Origin of the sequence: Pseudomonas sp. TWI628 (assembly GCF_039673865.1) — a bacterium.
Lineage (GTDB): Bacteria > Pseudomonadota > Gammaproteobacteria > Pseudomonadales > Pseudomonadaceae > Aquipseudomonas.
Map to the genome: position 1 here is coordinate 185,529 of NZ_JBDJMM010000006.1, position 15,082 is coordinate 200,610.

Below are 15,082 nucleotides of genomic sequence, written 5' to 3' on the forward strand. Positions count from 1 at the left end.
GATTGTATCAGCAGGTCGCTGCGTGTGCGCTCGTTGAATACCGTGGCTTAAGATCGAAAAGTTCGATGCTTATTTACACGAACCTACTGCGGTTTACTGTCCGCAGTGAAGGGATAGGGCTGCTTCCAGTGCTCGAAGATCGGCTTCAACTCGCCGCTGTGCACCAGCTCGGCCATGCGCTTGTCGAACAGGTCACGCAGGGCCTTGGCGTGTTCGTTCCTGGAAAACGCCAGGTACAACGGCAACTCGGCCACATGGGTGCTGCGAAAGCGCTCCGGCTGTGAGGCCTGCCCGCGCACATAGTCGACTTCGGTCTGCGCATCGATGTAGAAATCCACCCGCTCATGCTCGAGCATCGGCAGGATGCCTTCACGGCGCTGGATTTCGCGGAAGTTGCGCACGTTGGGCAGGTAATTGCCGTAGTCATAGCCGCGTACCCAGGCCAGGCGGTACTGGCCGACGGTGGCCAAGGTCGGCACCGGCTTGCTGGCCAGGCCCAGGGCATAGATGTGGTCCATGTCGAAATGCCAGCGCGGATACAGGTTGTCGTTGTTTTCTTCCTTGTACGACCCGACCCAGGCATCCGCCTCGCCACGCTTGACCAGGCCAACCGCACGGCTGTACGGCGCACTCTGGGTCACCACCTTGACCCCGGCAGGCTCGAACACCTTGCGCAGCACATCCCAGGCCACACCGCTGCCATCGGCGTTGGTGTAGTCGATCCACTCTTCGCTGACCAGGTGAATCTGCTTTGGTAACACATCGGCCGCCATCGCCCAGGGGGCAAGGCTCAGCATCATTGCCAGCAGCACAGTCCTTATGGCCATCGCAACGCTCCCTGCTTCAGCCTACCGCCCATACCAGAATCTGCATGCCCAGCCAGGCGAACACACCGGCGAGGATATCGTCGAGCATGATCCCGACACCCCCGTGCACATGGCGATCGATCCAGCGGATCGGCCATGGCTTGAGGATGTCGAAGAAGCGGAACATCAGGAACCCGGCAAGGATCCACTGCCACCCTTCCGGCACCAGCCACAGGGTGATCCACATGCCGACCATCTCGTCCCAGACAATGCCTTCATGGTCGTGCACGCGCAAGTCGTTGGCGACCTTGCCGCACAGCCAGAAGCCGAACAGCATCATCACACCCAGCAGCAGCCAATAGCCCCAGTCAGGCAGCATTTGCCACAGTGGGATGAACGGGATCGCCACCATCGAACCCCAGGTACCGGGGGCCTTGGGCAGGGTGCCGGAGCCGAAGCCAAAGGCGATGAAGTGCCACGGGTTGCGCCAGACCGATGGCGGAACGAACTCCGCAGGCACCTGATTGGGGTGGTCGGTCACGGTGTCTCCCTAAAGTGTTGATAGCCCCGTTGAACCGGGGTGATGTCATGGCCCTGCGGGTCGCGCAGGGTCACGCCCTGGCCTTCGAGCACGCGGCCGATGACGTGCACCTCGGCAAAACCGAGGTCGGTCAGCGGGGCGAGCGCTGCAGGCGGCAGGGTGAAAGCCAGTACGTAGTCGTCGCCGCCAGTCAGCGCTGCCAGCCGGGCCGCATCGAGGCCAAGGAAGGCCTCCAGAGCAGGAGACACTGGGACCTGCAGCAGGTTCACCTCGAGTGCGACCCCGGACGCCTTGGCGATATGCCCACAGTCGGCGAGCAGGCCATCGGAAATGTCCAACGCCGCCGTGGCCCGGCCGCGCAGCAGCTGCCCAAGGTGGAGCTGCGGCATCGGCGACCAGTAGTGGTCGAGCAGCGGCTTGGCCAGCTCGGCCGGTGCCTCGCGCTCACCCAGTACCAGTGGCAACGCCCCTGCCGCCTTGCCCAGTGAACCCCCAACGCACAGCAGGTCGCCAGGCCGTGCGCCGCTGCGGCGCAACGCCTGGCCGGTCGGCACCCGGCCGAACACGGTGACGGTGATGCTCAGCGGGCCGCGGGTGGTGTCGCCACCAATCAGGCTCATGCGGCAACGGTGGGCCATGCGGCTGAGGCCGTCGGCATAGGCCGCCAGCCAGTCGGGGCCGACATCAGGCAGGGTCAGGGCGAGGGTGAAGCCGATCGCCGTCGCGCCCATGGCCGCCAGGTCACTGGCCGCCACGGCCAACGAGCGCTGGCCAAGCAGCAGCGGATCGCAGACAGCGGGGAAATGCACCCCGGCGACAAGAGTGTCGGTCGACACCGCCAGTTGCTCACCGGGTGGAAGGTCCAGCAGGGCACAGTCGTCGCCGATACCCAGGGCCACGCCCTCGCCGCCCTGCGCACAAGGCGCGGCGGCGAAGTAATGGTTGATCAGCTCGAACTCACCCATGGGCAGGCAGCGCCAGGATCAGCGCTTGTTCGCCTTGACTTCTGCTTCACGCAGGGCCGGAGCGAGCTTGTCCAGCACACCGTTGACGAACTTGTGGCCGTCGGTGGCACCGAAGACCTTGGCCAGCTCCACGCCCTCGTTGATCACTACGCGGTACGGTACGTCGACGCGCTTGATCAGCTCCCAGGTGGACAGGCGCAGCACGGCCAGCTCGACTGGGTCGAGCTCTTCCAGTGCGATGGACAGGCACGGCTTCAGCGCGCCGTCGATTTCGCCTTTGATCGCCGGAACCCCATGCAGGATTTCACGGAAATAGGCACCGTCGACATCGGTGAAATCGTTATCGACCCGGAACTGCGCTTCGATCTCGTTCAGCGAATGCTGGGCCATGTGCCACTGATACAGGGCCTGGGTCGCGAGCTTGCGGGCTTCGCGGCGCTTGGCGCTCTTCGATGGCTTGCCGGCATCCGCAGGTTTTGGATCGCGCGGGTTGAAACGATCGCTTTCGTCGCTAATCACTTGGCCTCCAACTGCGCCAGCAGGCTGACCATTTCCAGAGCGGACAGGGCAGCTTCACCGCCTTTGTTGCCAGCCTTGGTGCCGGAACGTTCGATGGCTTGTTCGATGGAGTCGACGGTCAGAACGCCGAAGGCCACCGGTACGCCGAACTCCATGGACACCTGGGCCAGGCCCTTGGTGCATTCGCCCGCCACGTATTCGAAGTGCGGGGTACCGCCGCGGATCACTGCGCCCAGGGCGATGATCGCGTCGTATTCGCCTTGCTGGGCGACTTTCTGTGCCACCAGCGGGATTTCGAACGCACCCGGGGCACGGATGATGGTGATGTCGCTTTCGCTGACACCGTGGCGTACCAGGGTATCAACGGCGCCGCTAACCAGGCTTTCGACGACGAAGCTGTTGAAGCGGCCAACCACCAAAGCATAGCGACCTTTGGGGGCGATGAAGGTACCTTCGATGGTCTTCAGGGTCATTCCGATATTCTCATCTTCAAGAGCGAGGCCGCATACAAGCGGCCTCGGCAGGGGTGTGGACTCGAGCTCTGGGCGTCAATGCCGCCTCAAGTCACTCGGAGGGCACGTATTCTACAACTTCCAGATCGAATCCGGATATCGCATTGAACTTCATCGGCGAACTCATCAGGCGCATCTTGCGCACACCGAGGTCGCGCAGGATCTGCGAACCGGCACCGACGGTGCTGTAGGTGGTCGGCGCCTTGGTCGGTACATCGCTCGCGCTTTCGCGGATGTGCGCCAGCAGTACGTCGCCGTCCAGCGGGTGGCCCAGCAGCAGCACCACGCCACTACCCGCCTCGGCCACGGCGGCCATGGCCGCGCGCAGGCTCCAGCGGCCCGGCTGCTTGACCAGCAGCAGGTCGCGCAGCGGGTCCATGTTGTGCACGCGCACCAGGGTCGGCTCTTCGGCGCAGATCTTGCCCAGGGTCAGGGCCATGTGCACGTCGCCTTCCACCGCGTCACGGTAGGTGACCAGGTTGAATTCACCCAGCTCGCTCTCGACCGGCTGCTCGGAGACGCGCTGCACGGTGCGCTCGTGGATCATGCGGTAGTGGATCAGGTCGGCGATGGTGCCGATCTTGAGGCCGTGTTCGGCGGCGAACACTTCCAGTTCGGCACGGCGCGACATGGTGCCGTCGTCGTTCATCACCTCACAGATCACGCCGCTCGGCTCGAAGCCGGCCATGCGCGCCAGGTCGCAAGCCGCTTCGGTGTGGCCAGCGCGGGCCAGGGTGCCGCCGGGCTGGGCCATCAGCGGGAAGATGTGGCCTGGGCTGACGATGTCTTCGGCCTTGGCGTCCTTGGCCGCGGCAGCCTGCACGGTGCGCGCACGGTCAGCGGCGGAGATGCCGGTGGTGACGCCTTCGGCGGCTTCGATCGACACGGTGAACTTGGTGCCGAAGCCCGAGCCGTTGCGCGGCGCCATCAACGGCAGCTTCAGGGTTTCGCAACGCTCGCGGGTCATCGGCATGCAGATCAGGCCGCGGGCGTGCTTGGCCATGAAGTTGATGTGCTCAGGCAGGCAGCACTCGGCCGCCATGATGATGTCGCCTTCGTTTTCGCGGTCTTCGTCATCCATGAGGATGACCATTTTGCCCTGGCGGATGTCTTCGACCAGTTCTTCGATGCTGTTGAGCGCCACTCGGCACCCCCTTCTCAATCAGGATTTCAAGAAGCCGTTGGCGGCCAGGAAGCTTTCGGTGATGCCACTGCCCTTGCTCGGTTCGGCAGCCTTGTCGCCCAGCAGCAGACGCTCCAGGTAACGGGCCAGCAAGTCGACCTCAAGGTTGACCCGACGCCCTGCACGGTAGTCGGCCATGATGGTTTCGGACAGGGTGTGCGGGACAATGGTCAGCTCGAATTCGGCGCCATTGACCTCGTTGACCGTCAGGCTGGTGCCGTCGACGGTGATCGAACCCTTGTGGGCGATGTACTTGGCCAGCTCCTTGGGCGCACGCACGCGGAACTGGATGGCGCGGGCGTTATCGCTGCGCGAGAGGATTTCGCCGACACCGTCGACGTGGCCGCTGACCAGGTGGCCGCCCAGGCGGGTGGTCGGGGTCAGGGCCTTTTCCAGGTTGACCTTGCTGCCGCTCTTGAGGTCGATGAACGCGGTGCGCTTGAGGGTTTCGACGCTGACGTCGGCCCAGAACCCGTTGCCCGGCAGCTCGACGGCGGTCAGGCACACGCCGTTGACGGCGATGCTGTCGCCGAGCTTGACGTCACCCAGGTCGAGCTTGCCGGTTTCGACGTAGACGCGCACGTCACCGCCCTTGGGGGTCAGGCTGCGGATGGTGCCGATGGATTCGATGATGCCGGTGAACATGGGGACTTCCTCAGAAACGGGTTGCGCGGGGCAAGCCCGGCATTATACGCCGGGCGCCGGCAGAGGGATGGCCGTGACCCGCCAGTCATCGCCCACTGCGCGCATTTCGGTGATTTTCAGCCGCGGTGCCTGGTTCATCTTCTCCAGCGGCCAGTCCAGCAACGGCCGGGCCTGGGAGCCGAGGAAGGTGCCAGCGACGAACAGCTGGTACTCGTCGATCAGGCCCAGCCGGGCAAAGGCACCGACCAGGCCGGCACCGGCCTCCAGGAGGATGTCGTTGGCACCGCGAGCGGCCAGCGCCTGCAGCAGCGCCGGCAGGTCCACCTGGCCATTGTCGCCCGGCAGGCTGAGCAGCTCATGGCCGGCAGCGGCATAGCGCGGGTCATCTGCGACGGCGGTGACCACCAGCGCCGGGCCGGCCTGGAAGAATGGCGCGTCCAGCGGCAAACGCAGGCGGCCGTCGATCAGCACGCGCAACGGCGTGCGGCTCAGTGCCAGGGCGGTGGTTTCGGTGTCCAGCCCCAACTCGTTGCCACGCACGGTCATCCGCGCGTTGTCGGCCAGCACGCTGGCCGCACTGGTCAGCACTACGCTGGAACGGGCGCGCAGGCGCTGCACTGCCGAGCGGGCAGCGGGCCCGGTGATCCACTGGCTTTCGCCACTGGCCATGGCGGTGCGGCCATCCAGGCTCATGGCCAGCTTGGCGCGGACGAACGGCAAGCCGTGCTCCATGCGCTTGAGGAAGCCGGGGTTGAGGGCGCGGGCCTCGGCTTCGAGCACGCCGCTGGCCACGATGATGCCTGCGTCCGCCAGGCGCCGCAGGCCCTGCCCTGCGACTTGCGGGTTGGGGTCCTGCATGGCGGCGACCACACGGGCCACACCGGCCTTGACCAGCGCCTCGGCGCACGGCGGCGTGCGGCCGTGGTGGCTGCACGGTTCCAGGGTCACGTAGGCGCAGGCGCCGCGGGCCAGTTCGCCGGCCTGACGCAGGGCATGCACTTCGGCATGCGGCTCGCCGGCACGCACATGCCAGCCTTCACCGACCACCTCGCCATCGCGGACGATCACGCAACCCACACGCGGGTTGGGGTGGGTGGTGTACACGCCCTTGCGCGCCAGTTCCAGCGCGCGGGCCATGTAATGGGCATCGAGGATCGCGGTCTGGCTGGGCATGCTCACTCTTTAGCCGGCTCGCGGGCCAGGCGGTCGATTTCTTCGCGGAATTCGTCGAGGTCCTGGAAGCGCCGGTACACCGAGGCGAAGCGAATGTAGGCCACTTCGTCGAGCTTGCGCAGCTCGGCCATGACCATTTCACCCACCACCAGCGACTTGACCTCACGCTCGCCGGTGGCGCGCAGGCGGCTCTTGATATGCGCCAGCGCCGCTTCCAGGCGCTCGATGCTGACCGGGCGCTTCTCCAGCGCACGCTGCATGCCGGCGCGCAGCTTCTCTTCATCGAAGGGCTGGCGCGTGCCGTCCTGCTTGATCAGCCGGGGCAGCACCAGCTCGGCGGTTTCGAAGGTGGTGAAGCGCTCGCCGCAGGCGACGCATTCACGGCGGCGGCGCACCTGTTCGCCCTCGGCGACCAGACGCGAGTCGATGACCTTGGTGTCGTTGGCACCGCAAAAGGGACAGTGCATGGTGGCAGGCAACAAAAAAAGGGAGGGCCATGGTAGCGCATTGCACTGGCAAGACAAGCCAAAGGGGTTAACATCCATAAATTCTGCCCGTGAAGGACCCACCCATGCATCTTCGTGCGCTCGTCGTGCTGTGCTGCGCTTCCCTGCTCGCCGCCTGCGGCAGTGACCGCCCCAAGACAGAAGCAGTCCCCGCGCCAGCAGCAGCCAAGGTGGCGAAAAACGCCGAACCGCTTGGCCCGCTGCCGGCCTATCAGCGTGAGTTGAGCGGCACCTTGCTGGAAATCCCCGCCGGCGCCGACGTGGAGCTGGCGCTGCTGGTCATCGACGACCGCGACCGCCCGCAACAGCTGCTGGCCAGCAGCAATCTGACCGGCACCGGCCAGGCCCTGCCCTATCACCTGCGCTTCAACCCCGAGGCCTTCCCGGCCGGTGCCCGCGTCGAACTGCGCGGCCGTGCCAGCAGTTCCGGCCAGCTGATCATGCACCTTCCCCCCGTGCGCATCATCCAGGCCCAGACCCAGGCAACCGGCCCGCTGCGCTTCGAGAAGACCCCCTAAGTGGCGCCGCTTGCCCTGCAACAGGCCCTCAGTGGCCTGATCGGCGAAGCGCGCCTGGTCATCAGCGACCTGCCTGAGTGCGCGCTGAAGCTGTGGCTGATCGATGATCAGAACATGGACCGCGCCTTCAGCAGCGAAGAAACCCGGCGCATCCTCGAAGAACCGCCGTACTGGAGCTTCTGCTGGGCCAGCGGCCTGGCCATGGCCCGCTACCTGGCGGCGAACCCCGAGTGGGTAGCCGGCAAGCGCGTGCTGGACTTTGGCGCCGGCTCCGGCATTGCCGGGATCGCGGCGGCCCGCGCCGGGGCGCTGGAAGTGGTCGCCTGTGACCTCGACCCGCTGGCCCTGCAAGCCTGCCGTGCCAACGCCCAGCTCAACGAGGTCGAACTGGGCTACAGCAGCGACTTCTTCGCCGAAGCCGACCGCTTCGACCTGATCCTGGTTGCCGACGTGCTCTATGACCGCGCCAACCTGCCGCTGCTCGATGCCTTCCTTGGCCGCGGTCGCCAGGCACTGGTGGCCGACTCGCGAGTCCGCGATTTCAGCCACCCGCTGTACCGGCAGCTTGGCGTGCTCGAAGCCTTGACCCTGCCAGACCTGGCCGAGCCGCACGAATTCCGCAGGGTCAGCCTGTACCACGCCAGCCGCGAGCCTTTATAGTGGTGCCATTCACGGATTTGCGAGAGTCGCGATGAGCCAGGACACCCCATATATCTTCGATGCCACCGATGCCACCTTCCAGCAACTGGTGATCGAGAACTCCTTCCACAAGCCGGTGCTGGTGGACTTCTGGGCCGAGTGGTGCGCGCCGTGCAAGGCGCTGATGCCGCTGCTGGCGAAGATCGCCGAGGGTTACCAGGGCGAGCTGCTGCTGGCCAAGATCAACTGCGACGTCGAGCAGCAGGTGGTGGCCCAGTTCGGCATCCGCAGCCTGCCGACCGTGGTGCTGTTCAAGGATGGCCAGCCGGTCGACGGCTTTGCTGGTGCCCAGCCGGAGTCGGCGATTCGCGCCATGCTCGAGCCGCATGTGCAATTGCCGGCCGCCCCGACCGCTTCGCCTTTGGAACAGGCCAAGGCGCTGTTCGCCGAAAGCCGCTTCGCCGAGGCCGAGGCTGCGCTGAAGGCACTGCTGGGTGAAGACAACAGCAATACCGAGGCGCTGATTTTTTATGCCCGCTGCCTGGCCGAGCGTGGCGAGCTGGGTGAAGCCCAAGTGGTGCTGGATGCGGTCAAGACCGATGAGCACAAGGCCGCCTTGGCCGGTGCCAAGGCCCAGCTGACCTTCCTGCGCCAGGCCGCCAGCCTGCCGGAAGTCGCCGACCTGAAAAGTCGCCTGGCGCAGAACCCGCAGGATGATGAGGCGGCTTACCAGCTGAGCATTCAGCAGTTGGCCCGTCAGCAGTATGAAGCGGCACTGGAAGGGTTGCTGAAGCTGTTCCAGCGCAATCGTGCTTATGAGAACGGCTTGCCGCAGAAGGCGATGCTGCAGGTGTTCGAGTTGCTGGGCAGTGATCATCCGTTGGTAGGTGTTTACCGTCGTCGCTTGTCTTCGGCCATGTTCTGAGCCTGAGAATGGCGGGGCCGCTTTGCGGCCCCAGAATCCAGGACCTCACCCCACCCAGTGATACACCGGCGCATCCACGCCACTTTCCACCTTAACCTCACTGCTGTGCCGCAAGCGCACCAGCAACCGCTTGCCCGCTGCCGTGCTCCCGGCCAGCCCTTCCAGCCGGTCGAGCAGCTCCGGCCCGCTCATCTGCCCTGCCAGACGCAGCACCTCACGTGCGGCATGCCACTGTCCGTCGTCCTGGCGCGGCGCCGCCGCAACGGCTACCGGTTCAGCCACCGGCACTTCGATCTGCCGCCCCAACTGCGCCCACTCCTGCGGCTCCAGCTCGAGGGTCAGGTCCACCGGCCAGTCACCAATCTGTCCACGAATTCTCACGATGCGTTCCTTGAGCTCAGATCAATGCAACCATGCTACCGCAACATGAAACCTGCGCCACACAGGCTGGCGGCGCGAAGAAAAGTTGTTATAACATAACCAAATCTTCCAGCCCGCTCCCGGAGTCGTCCATGCGTCGCCTGCTGCTTGCCCTGCCTTTCGCCCTGCTGCCCCTGGCCGTGGCCCATGCCCACGACGAACATGACCATGATCACGCCCACGGCACCCTCGGTGCCCACGAGCATGGTGTGGCCAAGCTCAATGCCGTGCTCGATGGCAACACCCTGGAGCTGGAGCTGGACAGCCCGGCGATGAACCTGGTCGGCTTCGAGCACATGGCCAGCAGCGATGCGGACAAGGCCAAGGTTGCCGCGGTGCGCCAGCAGCTCGAACAACCCCTGAAGCTGTTTGCCCTGGCCTCGGCCGCCGGCTGCAAGGAAGACCAGCAAGAGCTGGAAAGCCCGCTGTTCGGCGATGCGGCCAAGGCTGATGACGACGGTGACGAGCACGAGAAAGGCCACGTGCACAGCGACATCAATGCCCACTACCAGCTGACCTGCGCCACCCCGGAAAAACTCGCCCAGATCGACCTCGCCCCGCTGTTCAAGGCCTTCCCGGCCACTCAGAAGATCAACGTGCAACTGATCGGCCCGAATGGCCAGAAAGGCGTCGAGACTTCGCCGGCCAAGGCCGTGGTTGCGTTCTGAGATGAGCCAGGCGTTGATTGAACTGCAGGACCTGGTGTTCGCCTGGCCCGGCCAGGCGCCACTGCTGGATATTCCGGCATTGCGCCTGGAGGCCGGCGAAGCGCTGTTCCTCAAGGGCCCCAGCGGCAGTGGCAAGACCACCCTGCTGGGCCTGCTCGGCGGGGTCAATCGGCCAGGTCAGGGGCGTATCCAGCTGCTTGGCCAGGACCTCGCCGTGCTTGGCCAGGGTGCGCGTGACCGCTTCCGGGTCGACCACACCGGCTACATCTTCCAGCAGTTCAACCTGCTGCCGTTTCTCTCGGTGCGCGAGAACGTCGAGCTGCCTTGCCGTTTCTCGCGCAGCCGCGCCGAACGGGCCATTCAGCGCCACGGCAGCGTCGACCAGGCCGCCAGCGAGCTGCTCGCGCACCTGGGCCTGGGTGACCCGGCGCTGCTCGCACGGCGTGCCGACAGCCTGTCGATCGGCCAGCAGCAGCGCGTGGCGGCTGCTCGCGCACTGATCGGCCAACCAGAACTGGTGATCGCCGACGAGCCGACCTCAGCGCTGGATGCCGACACCCGCGAAGCCTTCATCCGCCTGCTGTTCGACGAATGCCGCACAGCCGGTTCCAGCCTGCTGTTCGTCAGCCATGACCAGAGCCTGGCACCGCTGTTCGACCGTCACCTGTCCCTGGCCGATCTCAACCGCGCCGCCAAGCCCCGGGAGGCCTGATGTACCTGCTTCGCCTTGCCCTGGCCAGCCTGGCCAACCGCCGTTTCACCGCGTTTCTCACCGCCTTCGCCATCGCCCTGTCGGTGTGCCTGCTGCTGGCCGTGGAGCGCGTGCGCACCGAAGCGCGCACCAGTTTCGCCAGCACCATCAGCGGCACCGACCTGATCGTCGGCGCCCGTTCGGGGTCGGTGAACCTGCTGCTGTACTCGGTGTTCCGCATCGGCAACGCCACCAACAACATCCGCTGGGACAGCTTCCAGCACTATGCCCAGGACCCACGGGTCAAGTGGGCGATCCCGATCTCGCTGGGTGACTCGCACCGTGGCTACCGGGTGATGGGGACCACTACCGATTACTTCAGCCATTACCAGTACGGCCGCAAGCAGCATCTGCAACTGAGCCAGGGCCGTGAATTCGCCAGCGACCCGTTCGAAGTAGTGCTCGGCGCCGAAGTGGCCGACGCACTGCATTACAAACTCGGCGACAAGCTGGTACTGGCGCACGGTGTCGCCGCGATCAGCCTGGTCAAGCACGACGACAAACCGTTCACCGTGGTCGGCGTGCTCAAACGCACCGGCACTCCGGTCGACCGCACCCTGCACATCAGCCTCGGCGGCATGGAGGCCATCCACATCGACTGGCACAACGGCGTGCCCGCCCGTGGTGCCGGGCGCATCAGCGCCGAACAAGCACGGACCATGGATCTGCAACCGGCAGCCATCACCGCGTTCATGCTCGGCCTGAACAACAAGATCGCCACCTTCAGCCTGCAGCGTGAGATCAACGAGTACCGCAACGAGCCGCTGCTGGCGATCCTGCCAGGGGTGGCCTTGCAGGAGCTGTGGAGCTTGATGGGCACCGCCGAACAGGCGTTGTTCGTGGTGTCGTTGTTCGTGGTGCTGACCGGCCTGATCGGCATGCTCACGGCGATTCTCACCAGCCTCAACGAGCGCCGCCGGGAGATGGCGATCCTGCGTTCGGTGGGCGCACGGCCATGGCATATCGCCGGGCTGCTGGTACTTGAAGCATTGGCACTGGCGGTGACGGGCATCGCGGCCGGGCTTGGCTTGCTGTACGCGGGCATCGCCCTGGCCCAGGGCTACGTTCAGGCCAACTACGGGCTGTACCTGCCCCTGGCCTTGCCCAGCGCACATGAATGGACGCTGCTGGCTATCATCCTTGGCGCAGCGCTGCTGATGGGCAGCGTACCGGCCTGGCGCGCCTATCGGCAGTCGCTGGCCGACGGCCTGTCCATTCATCTCTGAGAGGCATCATGCTCCGCGTACTGTTGATATCGATCCTGTTCCTCGCCGCCCCTGTGTGGGCGGACGAGGTGCGCGAGCTGGACTGGCCTGCGCTGATCCCTGAAGGTGCGCCGGTCATCCCGCCACAACTTACACCGCTGCACGACATGTCGCAGCTGAGCGATGCGCTGTCGGCTGAATCGGCCCCTCCAGCACGCCAACAAGGGCCCGACGCCCCGGTGGTGAAAAGCCTCGATGGCGAGCAAGTCAAGATCCCAGGCTACATCGTGCCGCTGGAGGTGAGCGAAGAAGGGCGCACGACGGAATTCTTGCTGGTGCCTTACTACGGCGCCTGCATCCATGTGCCCCCCCCTCCGTCGAACCAGATCGTGCATATCTTCAGCGAAATGGGTGTGCGCGTGGAGGACCTCTACCAGCCCTACTGGATCGAGGGAAAGATGCAGGTTAGAGCCTCCAGCAGCGAATTGGCCGACGCCGGATACCAGATGGAGGCGGAGAAAATATACGCTTATGTGCTCAAGTGAGAACTGTTTCGAATTTGTGACGATGCTTCGTTGAGCTGGGTCAAACTTTCGTCTTGGACGCATCCGTACCATTGGACTACTCGATTACTCACGTCCTTTGGGAGCTTCCATGAACAAGTCCTTGCTCGGCGCCTCGCTTGTGGCCCTTGCGCTCGCCGCCCCTGTTGCCCACGCCCACCAGGCGGGTGATGTCATCGTCCGCGCCGGTGCCATCACCACGGCACCGAACGAAAACAGCGGCGACCTGAAATTCGACGGCAACAAGGTGTCGGGCACCAAGGCGACCCTGGACAGCGACACCCAGCTGGGCCTGACATTCGCCTACATGCTCACCGACCACATCGGCCTGGAGCTGCTGGCCGCGACCCCGTTCAAGCACAGCGTAGGCGTCAAAGGCCTGGGCGGCGGGCTGGACGGCAAACTGGCCGACATCAAACAGCTGCCACCGACCCTGTCCGTGCAGTACTACCCGATGGAGCCTAACTCCAAGTTCCAGCCCTATGCGGGCGTGGGCATCAACTACACCCTGTTCTTCGATGAAGACCTGACCAGCGAGCGCAAGCAACAGGGCTTCAGCAACCTCAAGCTGCAGGATTCGGTGGGTATCGCCGGCCAGTTGGGCATGGACTACATGATCACCGACAACCTGCTGGTGAACGCCTCGGTCTGGTACGTCGACATCGACACCAAGGCCAGCGTCAACGGCCCGACCGCTCTGGGCTACAGCAAGACCAAGGTCGACGTCGATGTCGACCCTTGGGTATACATGGTCGGCCTGGGCTACAAGTTCTGACCTGAACACGGCAGGGCGGCTTCGGTCGCCCTTTCCCGTTGCCCCCACGACCAGTACACCAGTGCCAGCGCACTGAGCACCATCCCCAGCGCACATACCGCAGTCCAGCCCCAGCGCGCATACGCCCAGCTTGCCAGCACCGCCCCCAAACCGCTGCCGATCGAGTAGCAGCACATGTAGGCGCCGATCAACCGGCTGGCCATCGCACCACGCCCCGCCAGCAACAGGCTCTGGTTGGTGACATGCACCGCCTGCACGGCGAAATCCAGCATCAGTACGCCCAGCACGAAGGCGGTCAGCGAGTGCCCGACGAAGGCGGTCGGCAGCCATGACAGCGTCAACAGGCCCAGCGCCAGGCCGGTGGTGCGCTCGCCCAGCCCTCGATCAGCCAGCCGCCCGGCCCGCGACGCTGCCAGGGTGCCGGCGATACCCGCCAGGCCGAACAGGCCAATCTCGGTATGGCTGAGCGCCAGCGGTGGCGCACTCAGGGGCAGCACCATGGCACTCCACAGCACGCTGAACGCAGCGAAGATCAGCAGGCCGAACAGCCCGCGCCGGCGCAACAGGCTGTCGTGTCGATACAAGGTGAACAACGAACCGATCAGTTGCCGGTAGCCGGGCCGTTGCACAGGTAACCGGCTTGCTGGCAGCCAGCGCCAGAGCACCACGGCCATCAGCATGAGCACAGCTGCCGCCACGAAGTACACGTTGCGCCATCCGGCCAGGTCCGCGAGCGCTCCGGAAACCAGACGCGCCAGCAGAATGCCCAGCACCACCCCACTGGTCACCGTGCCCACCGCCTGGCCCTGACTGGCCGGGCTGGCAAGGGTGGCGGCATGGGCGAGCATCACTTGCACCATGACTGCCATCAGCCCGACCAGGGCCAGCGCGGCCAGCAGCATCAGCCATTGCTGCGCCAGGCCAACGCCGATCAAGGCCAGGGCGGCAATCAGCAACTGCCCCAGCAGCAGGCTCTTGCGCTCGATCAGGTCGCCAAGTGGCACGATCAGGATCAGCCCAAGGGCATAACCTGCCTGGGTCGCGCCGACCACCCAACCGATCTGCTGCTGCGCCACGCCCAGGTCACTGGCTATCGATTCGAGCAAAGGTTGAGCGAAATAGACCGTGGCCACGGCCATGGCGCAGGTGGTGGCAAGTAACAGGGTTATCCAGCGATTCATCGGGCTGACTCCTTCGCACCTGGTTTCAAATTGAAACCACATGATGGATATTTAGCAAATGTGGTTTTAATCTGCAACCAGATGAACAACGCAGGTGCCGCCAATGCTCGATGACGTGAACGCTCAATGCCCCGTGGCCCGGGCACTGGAAGTGCTGGGTGACCGTTGGGCGCTGATGATCCTGCGCGATGCCTTCGATGGCCTGCGCCGTTTCAGCGAGTTCCAGAAAAACTTGGGGCTGGCGAAGAACATCCTGGCGTCGCGGCTGAAGCTGCTGGTGGAGAGTGGGCTGTTGGCGTTGCAGCCCGCGTCGGATGGCAGTGCCTACAAGGAATATGTGCTGACCGAGAAAGGGCGCTCGGTGTTTCCGATCGTGGTGGGGTTGCGCCAGTGGGGGGAGCGCTTTCTGTTCGAGGCGGGGGAAGCGCGGTCGGAACTGGTGGACAGTGCCAAGGGGCGGCCAGTCGGGGCTCTGCAGGTGCGATCCGAGGATGGCAGGCTTCTCGCGGCGGAAGATTGCCTACGCAGGGTTGTTCGGCATACCTGAACCCTGTGGGAGCCGCGCTTGCCGGCGATGGGCCGCGAAG

General features: G+C 65.0%; 20 protein-coding genes. 9 read left to right on the plus strand and 11 right to left on the minus strand.

Features of this window, described 5'->3' with window-relative positions; genetic code table 11:
• Positions 1-83: 83 nt before the first annotated feature.
• The 9 genes from ABE528_RS06870 to nrdR all read right to left on the minus strand — a co-directional run bounded on the left by ABE528_RS06870 (position 84) and on the right by nrdR (position 6,811).
• The gene (locus ABE528_RS06870; RefSeq protein WP_346652522.1) at positions 84-827 is read right to left on the minus strand and encodes a transporter substrate-binding domain-containing protein; all 744 of its coding nucleotides are present in this window, start codon (positions 825-827) and stop codon (positions 84-86) included.
• A 16-nt stretch (positions 828-843) separates the two neighbouring features.
• Positions 844-1,347: a phosphatidylglycerophosphatase A gene (locus ABE528_RS06875; protein WP_027917812.1), complete on the minus strand. Its 504-nt coding sequence runs from the start codon at positions 1,345-1,347 to the stop codon at positions 844-846.
• The gene (thiL, locus tag ABE528_RS06880) at positions 1,344-2,312 is read right to left on the minus strand and encodes a thiamine-phosphate kinase (RefSeq protein WP_346652523.1); all 969 of its coding nucleotides are present in this window, start codon (positions 2,310-2,312) and stop codon (positions 1,344-1,346) included. Before thiL ends, ABE528_RS06875 begins: the two co-directional genes overlap by 4 nt.
• Before the next feature lie 18 nt (positions 2,313-2,330).
• Positions 2,331-2,831 (minus strand): transcription antitermination factor NusB, encoded by a 501-nt coding sequence (gene nusB, locus ABE528_RS06885; protein WP_060509621.1) that lies wholly within the window; start codon positions 2,829-2,831, stop codon positions 2,331-2,333.
• Positions 2,828-3,304, minus strand: a complete 477-nt coding sequence (ribE, locus tag ABE528_RS06890; protein ID WP_027917814.1) for a 6,7-dimethyl-8-ribityllumazine synthase — start codon at positions 3,302-3,304, stop codon at positions 2,828-2,830. The genes nusB and ribE overlap by 4 nt, the downstream gene beginning before the upstream one ends.
• Before the next feature lie 91 nt (positions 3,305-3,395).
• A complete protein-coding gene (gene ribBA / locus ABE528_RS06895) occupies positions 3,396-4,487 on the minus strand; it encodes a bifunctional 3,4-dihydroxy-2-butanone-4-phosphate synthase/GTP cyclohydrolase II (protein ID WP_346652524.1) in 1,092 nt (363 codons plus the stop codon).
• Positions 4,488-4,505: 18 nt separating this feature from the next.
• Positions 4,506-5,171 carry a riboflavin synthase gene (locus ABE528_RS06900; RefSeq protein WP_346652525.1) on the minus strand — a complete coding sequence of 222 codons (666 nt, stop codon included), beginning with the start codon at positions 5,169-5,171 and terminating at the stop codon, positions 4,506-4,508.
• Between the two features lie 42 nt (positions 5,172-5,213).
• Positions 5,214-6,344: a bifunctional diaminohydroxyphosphoribosylaminopyrimidine deaminase/5-amino-6-(5-phosphoribosylamino)uracil reductase RibD gene (gene ribD / locus ABE528_RS06905; protein WP_346652526.1), complete on the minus strand. Its 1,131-nt coding sequence runs from the start codon at positions 6,342-6,344 to the stop codon at positions 5,214-5,216.
• 2 nt (positions 6,345-6,346) lie between these two features.
• Complete coding sequence (nrdR, locus tag ABE528_RS06910; protein ID WP_054886565.1) at positions 6,347-6,811, minus strand: transcriptional regulator NrdR; 465 nt, start codon at positions 6,809-6,811, stop codon at positions 6,347-6,349.
• Between the two features lie 104 nt (positions 6,812-6,915).
• On the opposite strand from nrdR, the gene ABE528_RS06915 reads away from it, so the two are divergent.
• Genes ABE528_RS06915 through trxA form a run of 3 tightly spaced genes read left to right on the plus strand, consistent with a single transcriptional unit; the run spans position 6,916 to position 8,932 of the window.
• Positions 6,916-7,368 carry a YbaY family lipoprotein gene (locus ABE528_RS06915; protein ID WP_152956264.1) on the plus strand — a complete coding sequence of 151 codons (453 nt, stop codon included), beginning with the start codon at positions 6,916-6,918 and terminating at the stop codon, positions 7,366-7,368.
• Entirely contained in the window at positions 7,369-8,028 is a 660-nt protein-coding gene (locus tag ABE528_RS06920) for a 50S ribosomal protein L11 methyltransferase (protein ID WP_346652527.1), read from the plus strand.
• 31 nt (positions 8,029-8,059) lie between these two features.
• The gene (gene trxA / locus ABE528_RS06925) at positions 8,060-8,932 is read left to right on the plus strand and encodes a thioredoxin (RefSeq protein WP_152956265.1); all 873 of its coding nucleotides are present in this window, start codon (positions 8,060-8,062) and stop codon (positions 8,930-8,932) included.
• 45 nt (positions 8,933-8,977) lie between these two features.
• Here the strand turns inward: trxA and ABE528_RS06930 are convergent, their stop codons facing one another.
• Positions 8,978-9,313 carry a hypothetical protein gene (locus ABE528_RS06930; protein ID WP_346652528.1) on the minus strand — a complete coding sequence of 112 codons (336 nt, stop codon included), beginning with the start codon at positions 9,311-9,313 and terminating at the stop codon, positions 8,978-8,980.
• 131 nt (positions 9,314-9,444) lie between these two features.
• On the opposite strand from ABE528_RS06930, the gene ABE528_RS06935 reads away from it, so the two are divergent.
• From ABE528_RS06935 to ABE528_RS06955, 5 genes are all read left to right on the plus strand, one after another.
• Positions 9,445-10,020 carry a DUF2796 domain-containing protein gene (locus tag ABE528_RS06935; RefSeq protein ID WP_152956266.1) on the plus strand — a complete coding sequence of 192 codons (576 nt, stop codon included), beginning with the start codon at positions 9,445-9,447 and terminating at the stop codon, positions 10,018-10,020.
• Between the two features lies 1 nt (position 10,021).
• On the plus strand, positions 10,022-10,732 hold the full coding sequence (locus tag ABE528_RS06940) for an ABC transporter ATP-binding protein (RefSeq protein ID WP_152956267.1): 711 nt from the start codon (positions 10,022-10,024) through the stop codon (positions 10,730-10,732).
• A complete protein-coding gene (locus tag ABE528_RS06945; protein ID WP_152956268.1) occupies positions 10,732-11,997 on the plus strand; it encodes an ABC transporter permease in 1,266 nt (421 codons plus the stop codon). Before ABE528_RS06940 ends, ABE528_RS06945 begins: the two co-directional genes overlap by 1 nt.
• An 8-nt stretch (positions 11,998-12,005) precedes the next feature.
• Positions 12,006-12,521 carry a DUF3299 domain-containing protein gene (locus ABE528_RS06950; RefSeq protein WP_152956269.1) on the plus strand — a complete coding sequence of 172 codons (516 nt, stop codon included), beginning with the start codon at positions 12,006-12,008 and terminating at the stop codon, positions 12,519-12,521.
• Between the two features lie 109 nt (positions 12,522-12,630).
• Complete coding sequence (locus tag ABE528_RS06955) at positions 12,631-13,314, plus strand: OmpW family outer membrane protein (RefSeq protein ID WP_060509644.1); 684 nt, start codon at positions 12,631-12,633, stop codon at positions 13,312-13,314.
• Here the strand turns inward: ABE528_RS06955 and ABE528_RS06960 are convergent.
• On the minus strand, positions 13,302-14,495 hold the full coding sequence (locus ABE528_RS06960) for an MFS transporter (protein WP_346652529.1): 1,194 nt from the start codon (positions 14,493-14,495) through the stop codon (positions 13,302-13,304). The genes ABE528_RS06955 and ABE528_RS06960 overlap by 13 nt on opposite strands.
• A 103-nt stretch (positions 14,496-14,598) precedes the next feature.
• Between ABE528_RS06960 and ABE528_RS06965 the strand changes: the two genes are divergently transcribed.
• The gene (locus ABE528_RS06965) at positions 14,599-15,042 is read left to right on the plus strand and encodes a helix-turn-helix domain-containing protein (protein WP_152956271.1); all 444 of its coding nucleotides are present in this window, start codon (positions 14,599-14,601) and stop codon (positions 15,040-15,042) included.
• Positions 15,043-15,082 lie beyond the last annotated feature (40 nt).

Coding starts and splice junctions, on each gene's coding strand:
- ABE528_RS06870 (WP_346652522.1), bottom strand. CDS start 827: ATGGCCATAAGGACTGTGCTGCTGGCAATGATGCTGAGCCTTGCCCCC.
- thiL (WP_346652523.1), bottom strand. CDS start 2,312: ATGGGTGAGTTCGAGCTGATCAACCATTACTTCGCCGCCGCGCCTTGT.
- ribE (WP_027917814.1), bottom strand. CDS start 3,304: ATGACCCTGAAGACCATCGAAGGTACCTTCATCGCCCCCAAAGGTCGC.
- ABE528_RS06900 (WP_346652525.1), bottom strand. CDS start 5,171: ATGTTCACCGGCATCATCGAATCCATCGGCACCATCCGCAGCCTGACC.
- ribD (WP_346652526.1), bottom strand. CDS start 6,344: ATGCCCAGCCAGACCGCGATCCTCGATGCCCATTACATGGCCCGCGCG.
- nrdR (WP_054886565.1), bottom strand. CDS start 6,811: ATGCACTGTCCCTTTTGCGGTGCCAACGACACCAAGGTCATCGACTCG.
- ABE528_RS06915 (WP_152956264.1), top strand. CDS start 6,916: ATGCATCTTCGTGCGCTCGTCGTGCTGTGCTGCGCTTCCCTGCTCGCC.
- trxA (WP_152956265.1), top strand. CDS start 8,060: ATGAGCCAGGACACCCCATATATCTTCGATGCCACCGATGCCACCTTC.
- ABE528_RS06935 (WP_152956266.1), top strand. CDS start 9,445: ATGCGTCGCCTGCTGCTTGCCCTGCCTTTCGCCCTGCTGCCCCTGGCC.
- ABE528_RS06940 (WP_152956267.1), top strand. CDS start 10,022: ATGAGCCAGGCGTTGATTGAACTGCAGGACCTGGTGTTCGCCTGGCCC.
- ABE528_RS06945 (WP_152956268.1), top strand. CDS start 10,732: ATGTACCTGCTTCGCCTTGCCCTGGCCAGCCTGGCCAACCGCCGTTTC.
- ABE528_RS06950 (WP_152956269.1), top strand. CDS start 12,006: ATGCTCCGCGTACTGTTGATATCGATCCTGTTCCTCGCCGCCCCTGTG.
- ABE528_RS06955 (WP_060509644.1), top strand. CDS start 12,631: ATGAACAAGTCCTTGCTCGGCGCCTCGCTTGTGGCCCTTGCGCTCGCC.
- ABE528_RS06960 (WP_346652529.1), bottom strand. CDS start 14,495: ATGAATCGCTGGATAACCCTGTTACTTGCCACCACCTGCGCCATGGCC.
- ABE528_RS06965 (WP_152956271.1), top strand. CDS start 14,599: ATGCTCGATGACGTGAACGCTCAATGCCCCGTGGCCCGGGCACTGGAA.